Below are 22162 nucleotides of genomic sequence, written 5' to 3'. Positions count from 1 at the left end.
GTCCAAGAAAGGGATGTTTGTACCATGCGCGTGCTGCTTGTCGGATCCGGTGGAGTAGGGACGGCGATCACCCGGATCGCGGCCCGCAGATCCTTCTTCGAGCACATGGTCGTCGCCGACTACGACCTGTCCCGTGCCGAGGCCGCCGTCGCCGCGCTCGGGGAGGCGGGCGCCCGCTTCAGCGCGTGCCGGGCCGATGCGGGAGACGAGGCCGCGGTCGCGGCGCTGCTGGCGGAGCACCGCTGCGACGTCCTGCTCAACGCCACGGACCCGCGGTTCGTCATGCCGTTGTTCCGGGCCGCGCTGACGGCCGGCGCGCACTACCTGGACATGGCGATGTCCCTGTCGCGGCCCCACCCGGACCGCCCGCACGAGGAGTGCGGGGTCAAGCTGGGCGACGCCCAGTTCGAGACGGCCGCCGAGTGGGAGCGGGCGGGCCGGCTCGCGCTGGTCGGCATGGGCGTTGAGCCCGGCCTGTCGGACGTGTTCGCCCGGTACGCCGCCGACGAGCTCTTCGACCACATCGAGGAGATCGGCGTGCGGGACGGCGCCGACCTCACCGTCGACGGATACGACTTCGCGCCGTCGTTCAGCATCTGGACCACGATCGAGGAGTGCCTGAACCCCCCGGTCGTCTACGAGAACGGCCGGGGATGGTTCACCACCCCGCCCTTCAGCGAGCCCGAGGTGTTCGACTTTCCCGAGGGCATCGGCCCGGTCGAGTGCGTCAACGTCGAGCACGAGGAGGTCCTGCTCATGCCCCGCTGGGTCGACACCGAGCGGGTGACCTTCAAGTACGGGCTGGGCGAGGAGTTCATCCAGACGTTGCGGACCCTGCACCTGCTGGGGCTGGACCGCACCGAGCCGGTCCGGGTCGCGGGCGCGGACGGCGTACCCGTCCAGGTCTCTCCGCGGGACGTGGTCGCGGCGTGCCTGCCCGACCCGGCGACGCTCGGGGAGCGCATGCACGGCAGGACCTGCGCGGGCACCTGGGTCAGGGGCACCAAGGACGGCGGCCCGCGTGAGGTGTACCTCTACCACGTGGTCGACAACCAGTGGTCCATGCGCGAGTACGGCTCCCAGGCGGTCGTGTGGCAGACCGCCGTCAACCCGGTCGTTGCTCTCGAACTGATGGCCTCCGGCGCCTGGTCCGGCGCCGGAGTCCTCGGGCCCGAGGCCTTCCCGCCGCGGCCCTTCCTCGACCTGCTCACGGCGTACGGCACTCCCTGGGGCATGCGCGAGCAGTCGGCTTCCCAGCCCTCAAGGGCCTGAAGGAGCGGGCTTCCGCGCGGGGGGTGTTCCGGTGAGCGACGGACGCCGGCCGGCGCCCGCGTCCGTCAGAAGATGCCCGTGACGACGTTCGACCTGGCCTGGATGGCGACGCCGTCGCCGTCGACGAACCTGGCGCGCACGTAGACCTCGTCGGTGACGCCGTCGAGAAGCCCGTCGTCCTCGTTCAGCCAGCTCCCGGGCTCCTCCTGCCACTGCGTCAGCAGGCGGATGCCCTCCTCCGTGGCCGACAGCCCCGTCGCCGACCGCACGTAGACGATCGGGCCGAGGATGAGGTTGTCGGAGACCGGATCCTCGCCGTAGAAGCGCAGCTCGATCCGCGCTCCGTTGTTGAGGTATCCGTTGGCGTCGTACAGGTTCATCGGGACCTTGACCAGGACGCGCACGTTGAACAGGCCGGGCCCGGGAGGCGCCGCTCTGGTGACGCTCAGCGACGCCGTGATCTGCGTCGCGGCCTGTGCCGGTGCGGCGGCCGGGCCGAGCACTCCGCCCGTGAACAGCGTGCCGGCGAACAGGGCAGCGAGCGGCGCGGCGAGCGCCGAGCGGCGGAGTCGGCGCGTTCTCATGGGAGTTCTCGTGGGGATGTGCATGGGTCTCCTCCGGATGGCGCCCGCCGGGCGCTCTGCCCGGCGACGCCGCACACGCTAGGAGGAGGCCCTTCCCGGATCCTTCTCGCCGCCGGACGACTCCTTCCGCGCCTCCTTCCGCGCTTGTTCCCAGGCCGCCGCGCTCCGGCGGCAGCGGGCCGCGTCCCGCGGGTGCCCGGCGTCGGTGAACAGGTCGGCCGCCTGCGCCAGCAGGCGGGCCTCCGCCGGGTGGTCGCCCTCGGCCCGGGCGATGTGGGCCCGGGCCTCCAGGATCGCCGCCTGCCAGGAGGTGCCCTGCCACAGCTCGGCGGAGCGTTCGGCGGTGGCCAGGTGGAGCCGCGCGTCGCCGAGGTCGCCGGCGTCTGCGCAGGCGATCGCCGACGGCACGGCGAGCATCACGTGGCAGAAGAAGCAGACATCACCGGCGCCGAGGGTGGCCCAGGCGCGGTCGACGACGGCCCGCGCCTCCCGCGGGCCGTCCGCAGCGACGATCATGGTGCCGAAGATGCGCTGCATGAGGTGCATCGCGAGGTTCGACCAGCGCGCCAGCGGCAGGGCGCGGTTGAGCAGGCGGCTCGCCGCCGCCTTGTCGCCGCGGGCCAGGCACAGCTCGGCCAGGCGCTGCAGGGAGTGCGACTCGCCGGCGAACGCGCCGATCTCCCGGTGCAGGTCGACCGATTCGCGCAGCTCCCGCTCGGCCAGGTCGAGGTCGTCGCTCAGCAGGGCGGCCTCCCCGATCAACGCGGTCGCGAACGCCACGGCCCGCATCGCGCCCGCCCGGGTCGCGGTCTCCCGCAGCGCCGCCGCCAGTTCGATCACCTCCCCGTACGGCGTCGGCCCGTAGAGCAGGTACTCCGCCACGCAGAGGTGGGAGTCGAAGATCGCGGTGGCCAGGGACGGCTCGTCACGGGTCCGGCGCAGCTCCACGCGGAGCTGCTGGTACCACTCTCCCCGGTTGTGCGCGACCAGCCCCCGCAGCGTGACCAGGTCGAGGACCTGCCGGTCCATCTCACCTACCGTCACAAGGCCGCGCGCCTGCTCCGACACCGTACGCGCCAGCTCCAGGTCGCCTCGGAAGTAGGCGAGCTGACCCCGGGCGAGCAGGATCGTCGAGTCGGGCGGCCCGCCGCCGAGGTCCAGCTCGTCGAGCATCGTCCCCGCCGTCTCCAGGTCGCCGGCCAGGACCAGCATCTGGGCCAGCCGCGCCCGGAGCGGCCTGCGCCGGGACGGCGGGGCGGCCTCGATCGCCTCCCGGTAGGCCGCCGCTGCCGCCGCGTCGCCGACGGCGGCGAGCAGGTCGGCGCGCAGCGCGAGCGCACGCGGCCGGTCGGCGTCGCCGCACACGTACCGGACCGAGTCGACCAGGGCCAGCGCCTCGCGGAACGCCCCCACCGCCGCCTCGGTCTGCGCGGCCCGGAGCACGTACGGCACGGCGGCCGCGGCGTCCCCCGCGGCGAGCAGATGGTGCCCGACCCGAGCCGGCGAGGCGTCCAGCGCGGCGAGCCGCTCGGCGCAGACCCGGTGGAGCCGGCGCTGCCGGTGGGGCGGGATGCCGGCGAGCAGCGCCTCGCGGATCAGCGGATGCCGGAACCGGTAGCCGCTCGCGGTGCGCTCGGCGACCAGCGCCGCCAGCGCCGCGTCCAGGCAGTCGAACGCCTCGTCCTCGGTCGTGCCGGACAACGCGATGAACTCGTCGGTGTCGAACGCGGAGCCCGCGATCGCCACCCGTTCGAGCACGGCCCGCGCCCGCGGGTCGAGCAGGCCCAGCACGACCTCGCCGGGGACGGCGCCGGGCGCGTCGCCGTCGCCGGCCACCCGCGCCGCCTCGACGACGGCGAAGGGCAGGCCTCCGGAGAGGTGCCAGATCCGCTCGCCCGTCTCCGGGCCCAGCCCCGGCCGGGACGCCCGCGCCAGCGCCTCCGTCTCCTCCCGGCCGAGCGGGGCCAGCGGAAGCTCGATTGCGGCGCCCCGCGTCAGCAGGCTCGACCGCACCTGCTCGAAGGTGTCCGTGAGCGGCTGCCTGCGGTGGCAGAGCAGCAGGAGCACACGTTCGCTCGCGCAGCTTCGGGCCAGATAGTGCAGCAGGCGCAGTCCCGCCTCGTCCGCCTCGTGGGCGTCGTCGACGACGAGCAGGGCGCCGCTGCCCGCGGACGCGAGCCGCATCAGCTCCATGACCGCGACGTAGAGACGCTGGTGGCCGCCGTCGCCGCTCCAATCGAGGTCGCGGCCGGAAAGCGCCAGCTCGATGCTCTCCCGGCAGCGGTCGTCCAGGCCGTCCAGCAGGCTGGGGTGCCGCCGGCAGAGGTCCGCGACCGCTTCGAGCACCGGGGCGTACGGCCAGGCGCCCTCCACCCGCGACGCCGCGCCGGCGCCGGTGCGCCAGCCCATGCCCGCGACCCGGTCGAGCGCCCACCGGGCGAGGAACGACTTGCCGATGCCCGGCGCGCCGGCCAGGAACACGGTGCGGCCCCGGCCCCGCCCGACCTCGGCGATGGTCTCCTCGAACCGGCGGGTCTGCGCGTCGCGGCCCACCAGGACGGGCGGAGCGGCGGACCCCGCCCGCCCGGCGGGCTCGGCGGTCAGCGCCTCGCGCAGGGCGACCGCCTCCGCGCCCGGCGCGACGCCGAGCTCACGGCCGAGCGCCCGGTCGAGCCGCTCGTACTGCCGCAGGGCGGCCCGGCGGTCGCCGCGCTCCGCGTGCCGCCGGATCAATGCGAGATGCGCCTCCTCGTCGGCCGGGTCGAGCTCGACGAGCTCGTCCCACCGCTCCGCCTGCCGGAGCAGGCGCGCGTACAGCAGGCGCAGTCGGTCGCGGTGGGCCTGCGCCCAGCGCTCGTACGGATCGTCGGGCAGCAGGGGACCGGCGTAGGCCTCCAGGGCCCCGGCGGCCGCGCCGACTCCGCCGTCGGCGAGGGCGTCGGCGGCCAGTTCGGCGAAGCGGACCGCGTCGACGACCACGGGTGCGTCGGGAAACAGCCCGACGCTCTCACCGCGCAGCACGACGGCGTCGGTCGCGCCGAGGGCCCGGCGGGCATAGTGGGCGGCCTTGTGCAGCCGGGGCGCGGCCTGGCCGGGGGAGACGCCCGGCCAGAGCGCGTCGATCACCTCTTCGCGGTGCAGGCGGCGGCGCGGCGCCAGGGCGAGCAGCTTGACCAGCTCGGCCGCCTGGCGGCGATGCCACGCTCCGGGCGGGAGCACGTCGCCGTCCACCTGGACGGCGAACCGCCCCAGCATGGTGATGTGCACCTGCATGTCACGGAACCTCCGGACACGAAGGTACTCGTCAGCCGGCGCCGACGGCACTGATCATCTCCACCTCCGCGCTCATCGCCGAGTTGAGCTCCAGCAGGTGGCGGCGGACCTGGGTGAGGTCCCAGCCGTAGGCCGCGATCCGGTCCACCGCGTCGTACATCGGGCCGATGACGCGGTCCCGCTCGGCGGCGAACGCGCCGGACGGCGACTCCGGTCCGCCCGCCGCGACCTCCCGTGCCAGCCTTTCCGCGTCGCGCAGCGCGTCGGTGAGGCCGTGGGAGCTCAGCGGGTCGAGGAAGGAACCGGCGTCGCCGACCAGCGCCCACCCGGGCCCCTGGGCCTCACGGACGAAGCTCGGCCGTCCCATCCAGGTGCGCAGCCTGAGGGGAGGCCCGGCGGTGGCCAGCCTGCCGCCGGCGCCGTTCGTGGCGGCCGCGAGCATCCGGTGGTACCGGTCACGCAGCCCGCCACCGGCCCCGCCGCCGTCGTCTCGTTCTCCGGCGGCGGCCCGGAAGAGGGCGGCGGGCATCCCGGTGAAGACGCACACCTGGCCGTCGTTGGTCGGGATCATGCCTGCCGTGTGACCGGGCCGGTAGAACCACTCGTACCCGCTCGCCTCCAGGCCGGTCCAGTAGCCGTACACGATCGCGCCGGCCCCGGTGCCCGTACGCAGCGTGCGGGCACCGGCGGCACGGGCGACGGTGGACCGCCGGCCGTCCGCGCCGACCGTGAGCCGGGCCCGTACGGACACGCGCGCGCCCCGGCGGTCGTGGCCGGTCACCCCGGCGACCCGCCCCGAGTCCTCCCGGAGCAGGCCGGTGACGGTGACCCCGAACCGCACCTCGGCCCCGGCGGCCGCCGCCGCGTCCACCAGCAGCGCGTCGAGCAGGCTCCGCCGGGGCGCGTAGAGCGCCTCCACCCCCAGGCGGGGCCTGATGCTGACGGTGACGGTCTCGTCGCCGTAGTGGAAACGGGTCTGCCGCACCGGCGGAGTGCCGGCGGCGACGATCCGGTCGAGCAGCCCCCACCGGGACAGCAGCAGCACGCCACCCCGCATCAGGGCGTGGGTGGACAGCGTGTCCGCGCCGTACCGGTCGCGGTCGGCCAGCAGCACGCGCAGCCCCTGCCGGGCCAGCAGCATCGCGACCGCGGCCCCGCCCGCGCGGGCGCCGACCACGGCCACGTCGAAACTCTCCACGTCGTCCTCCCTCTCCCCGCACGGGCGCGCGTCGGCGCGGGCCCGGCCGTTCTCACCGCGGGCCCGGTCTCAGGCCGTGACCACGTCGATGTCCACCCGTGTGCCGTTCGTCAGCACGTCGTAGACCGCCGAACGGGCCCGGGACTGCTCCACCAGCCCGCGCAGCACGTCGGCGGGCGCGTCGCCGGAGATCCGGAAGGTGACCCGGATGCCCTGGTAGCCGTTGCGTACCTCCTCTGACAGGCCGAGGACGCCCAGCAGGTCGATGTCGCCCTCGACGGTCGAGCTCACCTCGTGCAGCGTCACGCCGCGGGCGGCGGCGATGTTCGCCACGCCCGAGGTGATGCACGAGGCGATGGCGTGCAGCAGGAACTCCACCGGGGTCGGGGCGTTGCCCCCGCCGACCAGGACCGCCGGGTGGTCGGCGTCGTAGGTGAAGTCGTCGGTCCGGGTGGTGTCCTCCTGCCCGGCGCCGTAGAAGCCGCGGATCGCACTGCGGTTGTGCGTGCCGCTGATCCAGGTGTTGGTCGCGCGGAACCGGAACTTCGCCAGTTCCGGATCGCCCTTCACGGCGTTCAGGGTCGCGAAGAGCGTGGGGGTGTCGACGCCGTTGCGCGGGGCGCGGGTCTGCGTGGTGCTCACGGTTTCCTCCTTCGTCGCGCGGTCCCGGCCGCCTGGCGGGCCGCCGGGCGACGTCTACCGGTGACCGGCGACGAGAGGACAGTAGGAAGCCCGCCTTCCCGCTTCCTTCCGCGAGCCGGACCCGGACCTTCCCCGGCTCGTGCCGGGATGGCGTCGTCGCCCGTCGAGGGGTGGAGGGGTGGCGGTTCTCGGCTCTCCTCGGGCATATGACCAGGTCGGCGGTGCAGGGTGGCCGCCCGGGGTGGCGTAATCCGCCCGTTATCCATATATTCCTACCGGGAAGCTAGGCTTCTTGCCCATGGAGCTGGCGGATGTGAGACGGCGGCGGGCGGACCGGGCCCGCCAGGTGGCCGACCTGCTGCGGTGCGAGATCGTGCGCGGTGGTTTCGACGGTGGCCACCTGCCCCTGGAGGCCGCTCTCGCCCGGGAGTTCGGGACCTCGCGCAACACCGTCAGAGACGCCCTCGACCTGCTCAGGGACGAGGGCCTCATCGCGCGGTGCCCGGGAGTGGGCACCACGGTCGCGGCGGAGAAGTACCCGCACGGCCTCTACCGGCTGCTCGGCCTGGCCGAGACGCTCCGGGAGCACGGCGAGGTGACGAACGAGGTCCGCGCCATGGGCCTCGTGCCGCCCCCCGCCGCGGTCCGGCAACGGCTCGACCTGCCCGAGGGCGAGCCCGTCGTCTACATCGAGAGGCTGCGCCGGCTCGACGGGCTGCCGCTCTCGCTCGACCTGACCTATCTCGTACGCGAGCTCGGCGAGCCGCTCTTCGACGCCGACCTCGTGCACAACGACGTGTTCGTGCTCCTGGAGCGGATCGCCGGCCGGCCGCTCGGCGCGGCGGAGCTCACGATCGAGGCCGTCAACGCCGACGCGCACACCGCCGCCGTCCTGGACGCGCCGCGCGGAGCGGCGCTGCTGATGGTCGAGCGCCTCACCCACCTCTCCGACGGCCGCCCGGTTGACCTGGAGTTCGTCCGGTTCCGCGGCGACCGTCTCACCATGCGTGGCCATCTCTGGAGGAACACCGATGACCCTGGTCAATAGCCGCGTCGACGTGCCCGTGACGATCGACGAGTCGCTGTGCATCGAGGGCTGCACGCTGTGCGTGGACGTCTGCCCGCTCGACTCCCTGGCCATCCACGAGGTCAGCGGCAAGGCCTACATGCACGTGGACGAGTGCTGGTACTGCGGCCCCTGCGCCGACCGGTGCCCCGCCGACGCCGTCACGGTGAACATCCCCTACCTGCTCCGATAGAAGGACATCCCCCCATGCGCAAGATCTTCGCCACCGTGGCGCTGCTGGCCGCGGCCGGCGGCGCCCTCTCCGGCTGCTCCGTATCCGCGGGCGCCGACGACGGCAAGGAGACCGTGGTCGTCGGATACCAGTCGAAGACCATCAACACGGTGACGGCCGGGACGCTGCTGCGCGGCCTCGGCTACTTCGAGAAGCGCCTCGGCGGCAAATACCAGGTCGAGTGGCAGGACTACGACACCGGTGCCCCGATCACCGCGAAGATGGTGGCCGGGAAGATCGACATCGGGTCGATGGGCGACTACCCCCTCCTCATCAACGCCTCCCGCACCCAGGGCGTGCCCGCCGCGCAGACCCGGCTCGTGTCGGTGACCGGCTACAACCTGCGCGGAGGGCTCAACTCGGTGGTCGTCGCTCCGTCGTCGAAGGCGCGCACGCTGGCCGACCTGAAGGGCGCGAAGGTGTCGGCCAGCTCCGGATCGGCGGGCCACGGCACGCTCGTCCAGGCGCTGGAGCGGGCCGGGCTCGATCCCTCCACTGACGTGGAGGTCGTGAACCAGCAGCCGCCGGTGGGCGCCTCCGCGCTGCAGTCGGGCAACGTGCAGGGATACGCGCAGTTCGTGGCATGGCCGGGGCTGCTCGTCTTCAAGAACCAGGCCCGTCTCGTCTACGACGGGTCGGCGCTCGACGTGCCGACGTTCCACGGCGTCGTGGTGCGGGAGGCGTACGCGAAGGAGCGGCCCGACGTGCTCCAGGCGTTCCTGCAGGCGCAGATCGACGCGACGAGGTATCTCCACGAGCACCCCGTCGAGGCCGCCGAGGCGGTCGCCAAGGCGACCGGGCTCCCGCCCGAGGTCGTCTACCTCTACAACGGGCGCGACGGCATCGCCACGTTCGACGTCACGCTGAAGTCCCGGCTCCTGGCCGCGCTGGACCACGACCAGAAGTATCTGAAGTCCATCGGCACCGACTTCAAGGGCGTCGACGTGGCGAAGTTCGCCGACGACTCCTACCTCAGGAAGGCGTACGGCGCCTCCTACGACGCCGACGCCGCGGGCAGCGTCAACGCGGCGCGCATCAGCGGGACCGACGCCGCCTGCGGCACCACGGCCGGCGACCCCGCGAAGGCGGGCGAGCTGTGGCTGACGGGGGAGGACACGCTCCGTCCCGCGGCCACGCCGACCTGCCTGCTGCGGCAGATCGCCGCCGCCACCTCGGGCGGCGGGTCCGTACGGGCGGCGTACGTGCCCGACGCGGCCACGGGCACGCACTGGTTCGCGGACAAATCCGTCTGGGTACGCGACCCGGCCGCGGAGGGGAACGAGAGGTTCAAGCCCTTCACCACCCGCGACGGCGCGGAGGCGTTCGTGAAGGAGCACCCCCGGGCGGCGCTCGTCGGCTACGACGAGGCGCTGAAGGCCGCGGCGGGAGGTGCGTCGCGGTGAGCACCCCGGCGCCGGCCGCCTCCCTCGCCGCCACGTCGTCGGCCGTAGAGGCACCGGGCTCGGAGCCGTTGGCCTCCGGCGCCGTCCCGGCGGTGCGGCCGGGACGGCGCGTACGCGGCCGGGCGACCACGGCCGGGCTGCGCAGATGGGCGGTGCGGCTGGGGTCCCTGGTGGTCGTCGTCGCGCTGTGGCAGTGGCTGACCACCGCCGACGTCCGCGCCGGGCTGCGGTTCGACCGCCTGCCCTCGCCGGCCGAGGTCGCGGCGGAGTTGACCCGGCAGCTCACCGGTGGGCTCTACTACCTCGACCTGGCCCAGAGCATGATCCGCATCCTCACCGGGTTCGCGCTGGCGTCGGTGGCCGGCATCGCCCTTGGCGTGCTGGTCGCGCGGTCCCGGTGGGCGGCCGACGTGCTGCTGCCGCCTATCGAGGTCGTCCGGCCGATCCCGGCGATCGCCCTCGTCCCGATCGCGATCCTGGTGTTCCCCACCGACGAGCAGGGCATCGTGTTCATCACGTTCGCCGCGGCGTTCTTCCCGATCATGGTGAGCACACGGCACGCCGTACGGGCGCTGCCGACGCTGTGGGAGGACGCGGTCCGCACCATGGGCGGCGGGCGCAGGCACGTGCTGTGGCACGTCGTGCTCCCCGGCACGCTGCCGGGCGTCTTCGGCGGGCTGTCGGTCGGCATGGGCGTCGCCTGGATCTGCGTGATCTCCGCCGAGATGATCTCCGGCGAGTTCGGCGTCGGCTACCGGACCTGGCACGCGTACACGGTGGTCGACTACCCGGCGGTACTCGTCGGCATGGCGTCGATCGGGGTGCTCGGGTGGCTCACCTCCGCCTCGATCGAACTGCTCGGCCGGCGCCTCACCCGATGGCTGCCCAGAGCGGAGGAGAGGGCCGAGGAGAGAGCGGTCGTGCCGGTCGGCGACCGGGGAGCCCCTGAGCGGGGGCCCGGCGGACGGGAAGCGGGCCAGGGCGCCGAGGAGGCCGTCCGATGACCGCCGCTGTCGCGACCGCACGGGAGACGGGGCTCGCCATCCGGCTGGAGGGTGTGTCCCTCGGCTACGGGCGGCACGCCGTACTGGAGGATCTTCACCTCGATGTCGCCCCCGGCGAGGTCCTGGTGATCGTCGGGCCGTCCGGTTCGGGCAAGTCCACGATCCTTCGGGCCGTCGCCGGGCTGCTGACCCCGCGCGCCGGCCGGGTGCTGGCCCAGGGCGTTCCGGTCACCGGGCCGTCGCCGGACCGCGCGATGGTCTTCCAGGACGACGCGCTGCTGCCCTGGCGCACGGTCCGGCGCAATGTCGAGCTGCCGCTGCGCATCCGCGGCGTGCCGAGGCGGGAGCGCGGGCCGGCCGCCGAGAGCTGGATCGCGCGCGTCGGCCTCGCCGGGTGGGGGGACCGGCTGCCCCGGGAGCTGTCCGGCGGCATGCGGCAGCGCGTGCAGCTCGCCAGGTCCCTGGCCGCCGCGCCGCGCGCCGTGCTCATGGACGAGCCCTTCGGCGCGCTGGACGCGCAGACCCGGGGCGAGATGCAGCGCCTGCTGCTGGACGTGCTGCGCGACACGGCCGCCACGGTCGTCTTCGTCACCCACGACGTGGACGAGGCCCTGCTGCTGGCCGACCGGGTCGTCGTGCTCGGGCGCGGCGGCATCGGACGCGTCCTGCCCGTGCCCGGACCGCGCACCCCTGAGACCGACCGTGCCGGGCTGCGCGCCCGGATCATCGAGGAGCTTTAGGTGACTCCTCCGCTTCCTGTAGGAAGCGGCTTCTCGCTAAGCCGCTTCCGCAGCCTGGCGAAGGGCAAGCCCTGCCCTCAAGATGTTGGTCGCCGCGTTCACGTCGGCGTGCGCGGCATGCCCGCAGGCCGTACAGACGAACTCGGCCTGGGTGAGGCGGTTGTCCTTCGCACAGTGCCCGCACCGCGAGCAGGTGCGGGAGGTGCCGGCGGGGTTCACCGCGATCAGCTCTCGACCGGCGCTTTCAGCCTTGTACGCGAGCACACGCAGGAACACCCCCCAACCCGCGTCCAGAATGCTGCGATTCAAGCCGGACTTCTGGGCCACGTTCCGGCCGGGGGCATCGATCGTGCCGGACGCCGAACGGGTCATGTTCGCGATCCGCAGGTCCTCGTGCACGATCACGTCATACGCCCGGACCAGCGCCAGGGCGGCCTTGTGCGCGTAGTCGCTCCGCTGACGGCGGACCTTGCCGTGCAGGGCGGCGACCCGTGCCACCTTCTTGTGGCGGCGTGTGGACCCGCGTCTGCCGCCGGCGAGGTCTCGCTGAGCGTCCGCGAGGCGATCGGCGGTCGCGGCGAGGTGGCGCGGGTTGGCGAGGTGCACACCGTTGCTCGTGGTGACGAGGGCGGCCACGCCCATGTCGAGGCCGACCACCGCACCCGTGGCGGGCAGCGGCTCGGCGGGCACGTCGTCGCATGCCAAGATCACGTACCAGCGGTCGCCCTCCCGCTTGACGCTGATCGTCTTGACCCGGCCCCGGACCGGTCGGTGCTGGTGCACCCGGACATGTCCGACGCCCTGAAGCCGCACGAACGTGGCCGATGTGTGTTCGGGCTGGGAGTCCCAGCGGCAGCCGTCGCCGTCCTTGGGCCACTCCACCGTGTCGAACCGGCCCCGGCCCTTGAATCGGGGGAAGCCCGGGGTGCGCCCGGCCTTCACACGGGCGAAGAACGCGGCGAACGCCCTGTCCAACCGGCGCAGTGTCGCCTGCTGGGAGGAGAACGACCAGCGGCCCTGCCCGTCGGGATCATCGCTGCGGATGTGTTTCAGCTCGGCGGACTGGTCGCCGTACCGGATGCTCACGCTCGCCTTGGCGTAGGCCGTGCGGCGGTGTTCCAGGGCGGCGTTGTACAGCGTGCGGTGGTCCTCCAGGCACGCGGCGAGTGCGGCGGTCTGCTTGGTGGTCGGGCGCAGCAGGAACGTGAACGACCTACGCACGGCCGCTCCCCTTGGGAGCGCGCTTGTACCGCGTCTCGATACAGCGCCGCACCGTCTCAGCTGGCACCGCGCCGACCGTCGCCACAAAGTCCGACCTTGACCACAATGCGGGCAACAGGGAACGCAGGTACGGGAACCCGGCGCGCGGGTGGTGGGAGGTGAAGCCCTTGAACTGGCCGGCCACGTACGACTGCGAGTGCTTCGGGTTGGGCGTGACGAACAGATGCACCTGGACCGGCATCACTTCAGGTGCGGCGATCTGGCAGCTGCGCTCGTCGGCTGTCGCGCGAATCAGTTCCTCACAGCGGTCCTTGGCCCGTCCGCCGAGGACCGGGCGTGGGTACTCCGGGCACCACACGACGTGGTACCCGAGGTCATACGCCGCACCGGGGGAAGGGCGCACGTGCCGAGTCACACGATCATCATGACAGCGCCGTACCTCCGATACCCGACGAACGGAGAACGATCTCTGATGCGCAGACCAGGCAGGTCACCGCACGCTCGGGCTTTGGCGGCCCTCCCACTCCCGATCCCCCCGTCGCTTAAGGGCGACGTCCCCCTCAGGAGAATCTGATGGACATCCCTTCCCCGGCAGACCGCCTACATCTGGAATGCCAGGTTCTGGTGGTGGGCGGCGGCACCGCCGGGACCATGGCGGCGATCACCGCCGCCGAGCGCGGCGCCGACGTGATCCTGCTGGAAAAGGCGCATGTACGGCACAGCGGCGCGCTGGCGATGGGCATGGACGGCGTGAACAACGCGGTCATCCCCGGCAAGGCCACGCCCGAGGACTACGTCGCCGAGATCACCAGGGCCAACGACGGGGTGGTCAACCAGCGCACCGTCCACCAGACGGCGACCCGCGGCTACGACATGGTGCGGCGGCTGGAGCGCTACGGCGTGAAGTTCGAGAAGAACGAGCACGGCGACTACGCGGTGCGCCGGGTCCACCGGTCGGGCAGCTACGTGCTCCCGATGCCGGAGGGCAAGGACGTCAAGAAGGTCCTCTATCGGGTGCTGCGCCGCCGCGACATCCGCGAGAAGGTGCGCATCGAGAACCGGGTGATGCCGGTCCGCGTGCTCACGAGCGAGGGCCGGGCCGTCGGGGTCGCCGGGTTCGACACCCGCTCCGGCCGGTTCGTCACGGTCTCCGCCGGAGCCGTGATCCTCGCGACCGGCGCGTGCGGGCGGCTGGGCCTGCCCGCCAGCGGCTACCTGTACGGCACGTACGAGAACCCGACCAACGCCGGGGACGGGTACGCGATGGCCTACCACGCGGGCGCCGAGCTCAGCGGCATCGAGTGCTTCCAGATCAACCCGCTCATCAAGGACTACAACGGCCCGGCCTGCGCCTACGTGGCCAACCCGTTCGGGGGCTACCAGGTCAACGCCGAGGGGGAGCGGTTCGTCGACTGCGACTACTGGTCGGGCCAGATGATGGCCGAGGTCGCCGGAGAGATCGCCTCGGCGCGCGGCCCGATCTACCTCAAGACCACCCACCTGCCGGACGAGACGCTCACCGCGCTCGAGAACATCCTGCACACCACCGAGCGGCCCACCCGGGGCACCTTCCACGCCGGGCGCGGGCACGACTACCGCACCCACGACGTGGAGATGCACATCTCCGAGATCGGCCTGTGCGGCGGGCACTCGGCCTCGGGAGTGTGGGTGGACGAGAACGGCGCGACCACCGTCCCCGGCCTGTACGCCGCGGGCGACCTGGCCTGCGTGCCGCACAACTACATGATCGGCGCGTTCGTCTTCGGCGACCTCGCCGGGGCCCACGCCGCCGAGCACCACCATGTGGCCGGTGGCCTGCCGGAGGACCAGATCACCGCCGCGCACGAGCTCATCTACCGCCCGCTGCGCAACCCCGACGGCCCGCCGCAGCCGCAGGTCGAGTACAAGCTGCGGAGGTTCGTCAACGACTACGTCGCCCCGCCGAAGACCGGCAGGAAGCTCGGCCTCGCGCTGGAGACGTTCGAGCGGATGCGCGACGAGATCGCGGCCATGGGCGCGCGGACCCCGCACGAGCTGATGCGGTGCGCGGAGGTGACGTTCATCAGGGACTGCGCCGAGATGGCCGCCCGGTCCTCCCTGGTCCGCACCGAGAGCAGGTGGGGCCTCTACCACGACCGCGCCGACCTGCCCGGGCGGAACGACGACGAGTGGCTCTATCACCTCAACCTGCGCAGGAACGCCGCCGGGGCGATGGAGTTCGTCAAGCGCCCGGTCGAGCCGTACCTCGTGCCCGTCGAGGGCTTCACGCCCCGCCCGGCCGAGCCGGTCGTCGTCGGCGCGTACGGCGCGCCGAGCACCGGGGCCCGGCGCGGCGGGGGCGGGCGGCTCGCGGTGGAGGCGATCGGCCGCTCGCCGCGCATCCTCGAACTGCTGCGACTCGCCGACGGCGAGCCGTCACTCGACCAGATCACCCCCTACCTGGCGGAGGCCGACCCGAAGGTCCGCAGGGCGGCCGTCGCGACGCTGACCGAGACCACGCCCCCGGGCGTGGAGTCCGCGCTGGCCCAGGCCCTCGCCGACCCGCACGGCACCGTACGGCGGGCCGCCGCCACGGGCCTGCGGGAACTCGTCGAGGTGCTGCCCGCGACCCCCGCCTTCGGCGCCTCCCTCCGCGCGGCCGCGGCGGCCGGGGACCCGATCGTCCGCGCGGCCGTCCTGGACGTCCTGCGGGCGCTGCGCCTCGGTGACGCCGGCCTGTTCGGGACGGCGCTCGCCGACCCCGACTCCCGGGTGCGGATCGAGGCGGTCCGGGGGCTGGTCTCGCTCGACGACGCCGGGCGGGTGGCGCTCGCCGCCGGGGACGAGGACCGCGAGGTGCGCGTCTGGGCGGCCAGAGGGCTCGGGACCATCGGCCTGCCCGGCGGCGCCCCGGCCGTCGTGCGGCTCGCCGCCGACCCCGATCCGCTCGTCCGGGCGGCCGCGCTGGAGGCGTCCGCCGGGCTCGGCCCGGCTCTCTACCGCGAGCCCGGGCCCGGCTCCGGCACCGAGTTCGGCACGGGCACCGGGGCCGGCTTGGATCCCGTCGCCGGCTCCGTTTCCGGCTCTGGATCGGGCTCAGGCTCTGGCTCTGGCTTCGGTGAGACGGCCGTACGGGCCCTGGCGGATCCGGCCTGGGAGGTGAGAGTGGGCGCGGCCCGGGGGCTGGCGGCCGCAGATCCCGGGACGGCGGCGGGGCCGCTGGTGGCCGCGCTCGGCGACCCGCACCTCGACGTACGCAAGGCCGCGGTTCTCTCGCTGTCCACCTGGGCGGCGCGGCAGGACGTGGCCGCGGCCCTGCGCGGCGCGCTCGGCGACTCCGACGCCGACGTCCGCGCGTATGCCCGCAGGGCGCTGGAGGCCGCCGCCCCAGCCGACACTGCCGGGGTTCCGGCGGGGGTCTGATCCGCCGCCGGGGAGCGAGGCCGGTACGGCCCGGAGGTCTCGTCTCCCCGGCGGCTATTCAGGAGCGCGGCGTTTTCCCGAGCACGGTCTTCAGAAGCACGGCTCGGAAGGCAATCAGGAGCGCGGCGGTCTGGTTCCAGAAGGGCTGTTCAGGCGGGCTGTTCAGAAGGCCTGTTCAGGAGGCCTGTTCAGGAGGGCGCGGGGCGCCCGCCGGTGGCGGGCAGTCCCGCGGCCCGCCAGGCCACGAACCCGCCCACGACGTCGGAGGAGCGGGTCAGCCCGAGGTCGTGGAGCGACGCGGCGGCCAGGCTCGACGTGTATCCCTCGGAACAGATCACGATGACCTCCACGTCGTATCCGGTCGCCTCCGGCAGCCGGGCGTCCTGGGCGGGGTCGAAGCGCCACTCCAGGACGTTGCGTTCGACGACCAGCGCCCCGGGCACCTCGCCCTCCGCCGCCCGCTGGGCCGCGGGGCGGATGTCGACGAGCAGCGCGCCCGCCTGGACCCTGCCGTACGCCTCCTCCGGGCTGAGCCGGCGCAGGCGGCGCCGGCTCTCGGCGAGGATCTCGTCGATGCTCCGGGCGCCCGGCGGGCGGCCCGGCGTGGCCGTGCCCGTCACCACCTCGCCCTTCACCACCCCGCCCTTCACCACCCCGCCCGTCACCACTGCTCCGCGCTTTCCTCGGCGATCCTGGTCAGCCGGCCGTCGGTGAGGTCGTAGCGGTTCATGCTCGACAGCGGGGGCGAGTAGACGTGCACGCTGACCGCCGGGGCGGACGAGACGTTGCGCACCTCGTGCACGTAGTCGGGCCCGAACTCACGCGCGTCACCGGCGTCGAGATCCCGTTCGAGGGTCAGGTCGTGCTCACGCAGGCTGCCGAGGGCGACGGCGAAGGCCCCCCGCGAGCCGCCGTGGTCGTGGAACCCGGTCGACTGGCCGGGCAGCCAGCTGATCAGCCAGATCTCGTGGTCGTCGTCGCCGTGCAGGCGCTCGTACCAGCGTCCGTCGGTGCTGAGCCGTACGCGCTGGATCCATTCGTCGGGGGAGGTGGCCAGCGCGTGGGCGATGTCTGCCAGCCGGGTGCGGGTGAGGGTGGACGCGTTCGCGGTCATTCCATGCTCCTGGTCGTGCGGTTCCGAGGCCTGTGCTCACGCGGGTGCGAACGCCGTACACAGCGCACTCGCCTGCCTGCGGAGATCGACGGGCAGGTTCGACCAGTGGAGAGGCTCCAGGTGCATGCGCCAAGGATGAGGCAGAAATACCCACTAAGTCAACCTGGAAAGCGGGGTTTAGGGGGTGTGGCGGTTCCGGTGGACGCAGGCATAGGGGAGCGGGAAAGGGGCAGGTGGGCCCCGGTTGCCTGAATGAGGCCCCGAAGCGACCGACAGTTCCTGAAGTGAGAGGTGACGGCGTTGACCACCACCGAAGACCGCGATGTCATCGACCTGCTGCTGGCGCAGCACGAGCAGATCAAGGGCCTGTTCGCCGGGATCGTCGTGGCGGACGGCGAGCGCAAGGGTGACCTGTTCAACGACCTCGTACGGCTGCTGGCCGTGCACGAGAGCGCGGAGGAGCAGGTCGTGCACCCTGCCGCGCGCTCGTCTGCGGGCGACGAGGTCGTCGAGGCCCGCCTGCACGAGGAGAGCGAGGCCAAGCACGCCCTCTCCGACCTGTACGACCTCGGCGTGGAGCACCCCGAGTTCGACGCCAGGCTGGCCATGCTGGAGAAGGCGGTCGTCGAGCACGCCACCCACGAGGAGCAGGAGGAGTTCCCCCGCCTGCGCCAGGAGCTCTCCGCCGAGCGGCTGCGCCGGATGGCCGGCGCCGTACGGGCCGCCGAGGCGATGGCGCCGACCCGGCCGCACCCGGGCGCCGGGGAGTCCGCGACCGCGAACCTGCTGGCCGGCCCGCCGGTGGCGATGTTCGACAAGATCCGCGACGCGGTACGCGACTGGCGGCAGTCGAACAAGGACTGAGCTGTCCGCCGGGGCGGGCCGTCGCCCGCCCCGGCGCCGCACGGCGCCCCCGGACCCGCCGATCCTCGCGCTCGCGTGAGAAGCGTACGAGTCGTGCGGGCACCGGTTCGCGCGACGGCGACGCCTCATCCCTCCGGCAGGGCCAGGAGGTGAAACGCGCCCCGGATGACGGATTGGCTCCTGGCCGCCACGTCGATGACGTCCGGTGGGGCGGTGGGGTCGGACACCATGAGGCTGGTGACCAGCGCGCGGCCGGCGCTGGTGCGGGCGAGGTAGTGCAGGGAGACGACGCCGGGTTCGCTGCCGCCCTTGTACCAGGTCGTGGGAAACCGGGTGGGGTCGAGGTGAAGCCCGTCGTCGTTGAGCTACCGGCAGCACACCGTATGGCTCACGCGTGGCGAACTGGAGAGGATGATCGGCGAGCTGCGCCGCGTGATCCTTCCCCTGCTGGCCAACGAACCGGCCCCGGACCGCACCCAGCACCTGCTCAGCCCGATCTTCTTCCCGATCGAACAGCTACCCGCCGGCTCCGTACCGGGTACAGACGACGGAGGTCCGTCCACGAGCTGACTGGCTCGTCGGCGCCCTTCTGCTTCGTCCGCGCTCGCCGCCGGCGCGGAGGGCCGCGCCGGCGGCGAGCGCGTCTGCTACTTGCCGTGCGGGTCGGACGCGTTGAGCCTCGCGACGACCTGGTCGTAGTCGCCGCGCGCCTCGCCGTACCGCAGGAACTTCACCCGCTCGACCTGGATCTCCTTCGCGTCGGGCTGCGTCTCGAACAGCTCGACGACCTCCGCCACGAACTCGTCGAGCGGCATCGCCACCTCGCTGTCCTCCTGGCCCGGCAGCAGCGAGGTGCGGACGGACGGCGGCTCGAGCTCGACGACCTTCACGCTCGTGTCGGCGAGCTGCAGCCGGATCGACTCGCTGAGCATGTGGACGGCGGCCTTCGACGCGTTGTAGCTCGGGGTGGCCTTGAGCGGCGCGAACGCGAGGCCCGAGGAGACGGTCACGATGGTGGCGTCCGGCTGCGCCTGCAGGTGCTCGACGAACGCGGCGATCAGGCGGATCGTGCCGAGCAGGTTGGTCGTGACGACCGCCTCGGCGGAGGCGAGGAACGACTCGGGCCGGTGCCAGTCCTCGACGCGCATGATGCCGGCCATCGTGACGAGCACGTTGAGGTCCGGATATTTCGCCAGCACGTCCTTCGCGGCGGCCTCGATGCTCGCGGCGTCGGCGGTGTCGATCTGTACGGTGCCGATGCCGGGATGCTCGGCGGCGATGCGCTCCAGCAGGTCGGCCCGCCGTCCGCCGACGATGACCGTGTTCCCCCGGTCGTGCAGCGCGACGGCGAGCGCGAGGCCGATCCCGCTGGTGGAGCCGGGGATGAATATGGTGTTTCCCGAGATGTCCATGCTCACATTCTTGCCGTGGGGCCGCCGCGGGTGCAGGGAGCGCTTATCGGGGGATCGGCGGTCCCCCGTTGGCGGTCACCGCCTCGCGGGCGCCGGGCGGATACTGGGCGCATGGACCGCGCCGGACTCGCCGACTTCCTCCGCCGCCGCCGTGAGACCCTCCGTCCGGAGGACGTCGGGCTCGCGGCCGGGGCCCGCCGCCGTACGCCCGGACTGCGGCGCGAGGAGGTCGCGGTGCTCGCCGCGATGTCCACCGACTACTACACGCGGCTTGAGCAGCAGCGCGGACCGCAGCCCAGTGAGCAGATGCTGGCCTCGCTCGCCCGTGCGCTGCGGCTGACGGGCGACGAGCGCGACTACCTCTTCCGGATCTCGGGGCACACCGCCCCGGAGCGCGTCACCGCCGCGACGCACGTCGCCCCCGCGCTGCTGCGGGTGCTCGACCGGCTCAGCGACACTCCGGCGCTCATCCTGTCCAACCTGGGCGAGACGCTGGTGCAGAACCGGATGGCGGACGCGCTCTTCGGCGACAAGTCCGGCTACACGGGCCTCGCCCGCAGCGAGATCTACCGATGGTTCACCGATCCCTCGGAACGGCTGCGCTATCCCGAGGACGACCGCGACCGGCAGAGCCGGGCCCAGGTGGCGAACCTGCGCGTCGCGTACGGGTCGATGGGGGAGCGGTCCCGGGCGGGTGAGCTGGTCCGGGCGTTGCGGAAGGCGAGTGCCGAGTTCGCCGAGCTGTGGGACCGGCATGAGGTCGCCAAGCGCTTCGAAGACCACAAGACGCTCGTCCATCCCGAGCTCGGCCCGATCGAGCTGGACTGCCAGGTGCTGTTCACCGAGGACCAGTCCCAGGCGCTGCTCGTGCTCACCGCCCCTCCGCGCACCGAGGGCTACGAGAAGCTGCGGCTGCTCGCCGTCCTGGGACAGGAACGCTTCACTGAACCGTCGCCGTACGAACTGCCTTAGGTCGCGCCCCTCGGTTACGCTAAGTGCCTCGACAGACACGGAAGCGAACCCGTTCACTGAAATCGACTGCACCGCCCGTTTCGGCAGGTGTCCCGGAGTCCCGTCCTGTGGACGGGGCTCTATGTTTTTCTGATCACCATCGGCTGGTGCGTCTGATCTTCCCCTGCGCATCCTGCAGCAGGTCGGGCAGTTGGCACGCCTTGAGCATGCTGGGGTTGATCTGCCTGAGGAATGTGGGGCGCGCGGCGACGAGATCGATGGCCCTTCTCCCGTACGGATAAGGATTGGCCACTCCGACAGGAGCGCCGAGTTCGTGCCGCACCGCCCGGATGGGTTCCGCGAGATCGGCATCGTTGCTGATGACGAGCGCACCGTCGCAGTTCCCGCGAAAGACATCGAGAAGGAGGGCCGTCGCCAGGTTGACGTCCGACCCTTTCTCTTCGGTCTTGGCGACCTCAACGGTCTGTGGGCCGCCGACGGATGGGAAGGCGAGTCGTATGCTCGCCACCTTCGTCTGGAATCGGCCGAAGTGGATGGTCAGGTGCGGGATGGTCGTCAATGCGCGCAGGAGCCGTACGGCCCACGGGGCTCAGCGGTCGTCGCGGACACCTTCTCAGACGGAGATTACGACCAGAGGCCCGTCAGTTCCAGGGCATGCTCGGGCGAGGTGGCGTGCCGTATGCCCGGGACGGGATCGCCCTGCTGGTCGAGGAGCCGCCAGCCTCCGAGTTGAACGACGGGGGCCCGGCCGTGCCGCATGGCGAGGGCGAGTTCGGAGAGGGTGCCCCAGGAACCGCCGATGACGATCACGGCGTCCCCCGAGTTGACGATGATGTTGTTGCGGGCCTCGCCGACCCCGGTGGGGATCACGATGCTCAGGTCGGGGTTGGCGTGCTCGCGGTCCGGACGGGACAGAATGCCGACGACGGTCCCGCCGGCGGAGCGCGCTCCCGCCGCCACCGCGGCCATCACTCCGGTGTATCCACCGCAGATGACCACCGCGCCGCGCTCGGCCAGCAGTCGGCCTACCTCAAGCGCGTTGCGCTCGTCCTCGGCCGTGCAGTCGCGAGGCCCGCACACCGACACTTGAATCACCATCCTGCGAGCGTGCCATGCGGTACGAGTCAGGACCAGGAACCGGCTGAACGTGGAAGGAGATCGCCGTCAACTCGATAGAACAGCTTGGTTGGGAGCCGTGAGAGATTGAGCTCCTCGTAGAACTGCTGGGCAGCTTTGTTGTCCTGGTCGGTGGTCCACTCGATGCGACTGCACCCGAGTTTCGCCGTGATGTCGAAAAGCGCGTTCATCAGTGACGTTCCTGCTCCGGCCCGGCGTCGAGACTCGCTGACGAAAAGCTCCTTGAGGTACAGCGACCGCGTCAGTCCGACGGCGGGCCAGAGGAAGGAGTACGAGGCGATACCCACAAGCTGTCCGCCGTCCCAGGCGAGAAGCGCGTATGCGGCCGGTGGGTCGGTGAAGAGCGCCTGTCGCACTTGGCGCGTCCGAACGTCGGAAGGTTCGACTTCCGTTGCCCCGTAATAGCGGTGCATCTCCTCCAGGAGGATGACGATCGCGTCGGTGTGCTCGACGCTCGCCGACGTGATGGTCACGGTCATGGCTGCTCCTCCTCTCGATAGGTGCTGGGCGACAGAAGCTCACGCAACTGCCGCGTAGCCGGTCGGTCCCGCTGCCTCGAAAGGATGTTGAGGACATCGCGTCCGCGCAAGGCGATGATTCCCTGCCGCTGTCGCTTCGTCAGGGGT

Annotated in this window: 22 protein-coding genes; 10 read left to right on the top strand and 12 right to left on the bottom strand. The window is 72.4% G+C overall.

Annotated features, from left to right (window positions below; genetic code table 11):
* Positions 1-24: 24 nt before the first annotated feature.
* The gene (locus Mam01_RS33100) at positions 25-1272 is read left to right on the top strand and encodes a saccharopine dehydrogenase family protein (RefSeq protein WP_204289106.1); all 1248 of its coding nucleotides are present in this window, start codon (positions 25-27) and stop codon (positions 1270-1272) included.
* Positions 1273-1337: 65 nt separating this feature from the next.
* Here the strand turns inward: Mam01_RS33100 and Mam01_RS33095 are convergent, their stop codons facing one another.
* From Mam01_RS33095 to Mam01_RS33080, 4 genes are all read right to left on the bottom strand, one after another.
* Positions 1338-1856 (bottom strand): hypothetical protein, encoded by a 519-nt coding sequence (locus tag Mam01_RS33095; RefSeq protein ID WP_204289105.1) that lies wholly within the window; start codon positions 1854-1856, stop codon positions 1338-1340.
* A 78-nt stretch (positions 1857-1934) separates the two neighbouring features.
* On the bottom strand, positions 1935-5129 hold the full coding sequence (locus Mam01_RS33090) for an ATP-binding protein (RefSeq protein WP_204289104.1): 3195 nt from the start codon (positions 5127-5129) through the stop codon (positions 1935-1937).
* Between the two features lie 31 nt (positions 5130-5160).
* The gene (locus tag Mam01_RS33085; RefSeq protein WP_204289103.1) at positions 5161-6327 is read right to left on the bottom strand and encodes an NAD(P)/FAD-dependent oxidoreductase; all 1167 of its coding nucleotides are present in this window, start codon (positions 6325-6327) and stop codon (positions 5161-5163) included.
* A 69-nt stretch (positions 6328-6396) separates the two neighbouring features.
* Positions 6397-6969 carry an OsmC family protein gene (locus tag Mam01_RS33080; protein WP_204289102.1) on the bottom strand — a complete coding sequence of 191 codons (573 nt, stop codon included), beginning with the start codon at positions 6967-6969 and terminating at the stop codon, positions 6397-6399.
* A 298-nt stretch (positions 6970-7267) separates the two neighbouring features.
* On the opposite strand from Mam01_RS33080, the gene Mam01_RS33075 reads away from it, so the two are divergent.
* Genes Mam01_RS33075 through Mam01_RS33055 form a run of 5 tightly spaced genes read left to right on the top strand, consistent with a single transcriptional unit; the run spans position 7268 to position 11414 of the window.
* Positions 7268-8017: a GntR family transcriptional regulator gene (locus Mam01_RS33075; protein WP_150939779.1), complete on the top strand. Its 750-nt coding sequence runs from the start codon at positions 7268-7270 to the stop codon at positions 8015-8017.
* On the top strand, positions 8001-8228 hold the full coding sequence (locus Mam01_RS33070; protein WP_079312946.1) for a ferredoxin family protein: 228 nt from the start codon (positions 8001-8003) through the stop codon (positions 8226-8228). Before Mam01_RS33075 ends, Mam01_RS33070 begins: the two co-directional genes overlap by 17 nt.
* A 14-nt stretch (positions 8229-8242) precedes the next feature.
* On the top strand, positions 8243-9670 hold the full coding sequence (locus Mam01_RS33065) for an ABC transporter substrate-binding protein (protein ID WP_204289101.1): 1428 nt from the start codon (positions 8243-8245) through the stop codon (positions 9668-9670).
* Complete coding sequence (locus Mam01_RS33060; RefSeq protein WP_239101809.1) at positions 9667-10674, top strand: ABC transporter permease; 1008 nt, start codon at positions 9667-9669, stop codon at positions 10672-10674. Before Mam01_RS33065 ends, Mam01_RS33060 begins: the two co-directional genes overlap by 4 nt.
* Positions 10671-11414: an ABC transporter ATP-binding protein gene (locus Mam01_RS33055; RefSeq protein ID WP_204289100.1), complete on the top strand. Its 744-nt coding sequence runs from the start codon at positions 10671-10673 to the stop codon at positions 11412-11414. The genes Mam01_RS33060 and Mam01_RS33055 overlap by 4 nt, the downstream gene beginning before the upstream one ends.
* Positions 11415-11450: 36 nt before the next feature.
* On the opposite strand, the gene Mam01_RS33050 is transcribed toward Mam01_RS33055, so the two are convergent.
* Both Mam01_RS33050 and tnpA read right to left on the bottom strand, forming a co-directional pair.
* The gene (locus tag Mam01_RS33050; protein WP_204289099.1) at positions 11451-12635 is read right to left on the bottom strand and encodes an RNA-guided endonuclease InsQ/TnpB family protein; all 1185 of its coding nucleotides are present in this window, start codon (positions 12633-12635) and stop codon (positions 11451-11453) included.
* Positions 12628-13050, bottom strand: a complete 423-nt coding sequence (gene tnpA / locus Mam01_RS33045; RefSeq protein WP_239101808.1) for an IS200/IS605 family transposase — start codon at positions 13048-13050, stop codon at positions 12628-12630. Before tnpA ends, Mam01_RS33050 begins: the two co-directional genes overlap by 8 nt.
* A 158-nt stretch (positions 13051-13208) precedes the next feature.
* Between tnpA and Mam01_RS33040 the strand changes: the two genes are divergently transcribed.
* Positions 13209-16037, top strand: coding sequence for a fumarate reductase/succinate dehydrogenase flavoprotein subunit (locus Mam01_RS33040; RefSeq protein WP_204289098.1), 2829 nt, complete (start codon positions 13209-13211; stop codon positions 16035-16037).
* A 188-nt stretch (positions 16038-16225) separates the two neighbouring features.
* Here the strand turns inward: Mam01_RS33040 and Mam01_RS33035 are convergent, their stop codons facing one another.
* Together Mam01_RS33035 and Mam01_RS33030 are read right to left on the bottom strand one after the other, a co-directional pair.
* The gene (locus Mam01_RS33035) at positions 16226-16702 is read right to left on the bottom strand and encodes a rhodanese-like domain-containing protein (RefSeq protein WP_373868738.1); all 477 of its coding nucleotides are present in this window, start codon (positions 16700-16702) and stop codon (positions 16226-16228) included.
* Positions 16699-17151, bottom strand: coding sequence for a cysteine dioxygenase (locus tag Mam01_RS33030; protein WP_150939768.1), 453 nt, complete (start codon positions 17149-17151; stop codon positions 16699-16701). The genes Mam01_RS33035 and Mam01_RS33030 overlap by 4 nt, the downstream gene beginning before the upstream one ends.
* Positions 17152-17451: 300 nt before the next feature.
* On the opposite strand from Mam01_RS33030, the gene Mam01_RS33025 reads away from it, so the two are divergent.
* The gene (locus tag Mam01_RS33025; RefSeq protein ID WP_204289097.1) at positions 17452-18015 is read left to right on the top strand and encodes a hemerythrin domain-containing protein; all 564 of its coding nucleotides are present in this window, start codon (positions 17452-17454) and stop codon (positions 18013-18015) included.
* 360 nt (positions 18016-18375) lie between these two features.
* Positions 18376-18585, top strand: coding sequence for a hypothetical protein (locus tag Mam01_RS33020; RefSeq protein WP_204289096.1), 210 nt, complete (start codon positions 18376-18378; stop codon positions 18583-18585).
* Between the two features lie 77 nt (positions 18586-18662).
* On the opposite strand, the gene Mam01_RS33015 is transcribed toward Mam01_RS33020, so the two are convergent.
* Entirely contained in the window at positions 18663-19427 is a 765-nt protein-coding gene (locus tag Mam01_RS33015; protein WP_204289095.1) for an SDR family oxidoreductase, read from the bottom strand.
* Positions 19428-19538: 111 nt separating this feature from the next.
* Between Mam01_RS33015 and Mam01_RS33010 the strand changes: the two genes are divergently transcribed.
* Positions 19539-20399 carry a helix-turn-helix transcriptional regulator gene (locus tag Mam01_RS33010; RefSeq protein WP_204289094.1) on the top strand — a complete coding sequence of 287 codons (861 nt, stop codon included), beginning with the start codon at positions 19539-19541 and terminating at the stop codon, positions 20397-20399.
* A 133-nt stretch (positions 20400-20532) separates the two neighbouring features.
* Here the strand turns inward: Mam01_RS33010 and Mam01_RS33005 are convergent, their stop codons facing one another.
* The 3 genes from Mam01_RS33005 to Mam01_RS32995 all read right to left on the bottom strand — a co-directional run bounded on the left by Mam01_RS33005 (position 20533) and on the right by Mam01_RS32995 (position 22015).
* Positions 20533-20958: an NYN domain-containing protein gene (locus Mam01_RS33005; RefSeq protein WP_239101807.1), complete on the bottom strand. Its 426-nt coding sequence runs from the start codon at positions 20956-20958 to the stop codon at positions 20533-20535.
* A gap of 65 nt (positions 20959-21023) precedes the next feature.
* The gene (locus tag Mam01_RS33000) at positions 21024-21497 is read right to left on the bottom strand and encodes a TIGR00725 family protein (protein WP_204289093.1); all 474 of its coding nucleotides are present in this window, start codon (positions 21495-21497) and stop codon (positions 21024-21026) included.
* A 26-nt stretch (positions 21498-21523) separates the two neighbouring features.
* Entirely contained in the window at positions 21524-22015 is a 492-nt protein-coding gene (locus tag Mam01_RS32995; protein WP_204289092.1) for a GNAT family N-acetyltransferase, read from the bottom strand.
* Positions 22016-22162: the final 147 nt, after the last annotated feature.

Origin of the sequence: Microbispora amethystogenes (genome assembly GCF_016863015.1) — a bacterium.
Lineage (GTDB): Bacteria > Actinomycetota > Actinomycetes > Streptosporangiales > Streptosporangiaceae > Microbispora > Microbispora amethystogenes.
Note: the sequence above shows the minus strand (reverse complement) of the source record. Positions and strands in the feature narration are given on the sequence as shown.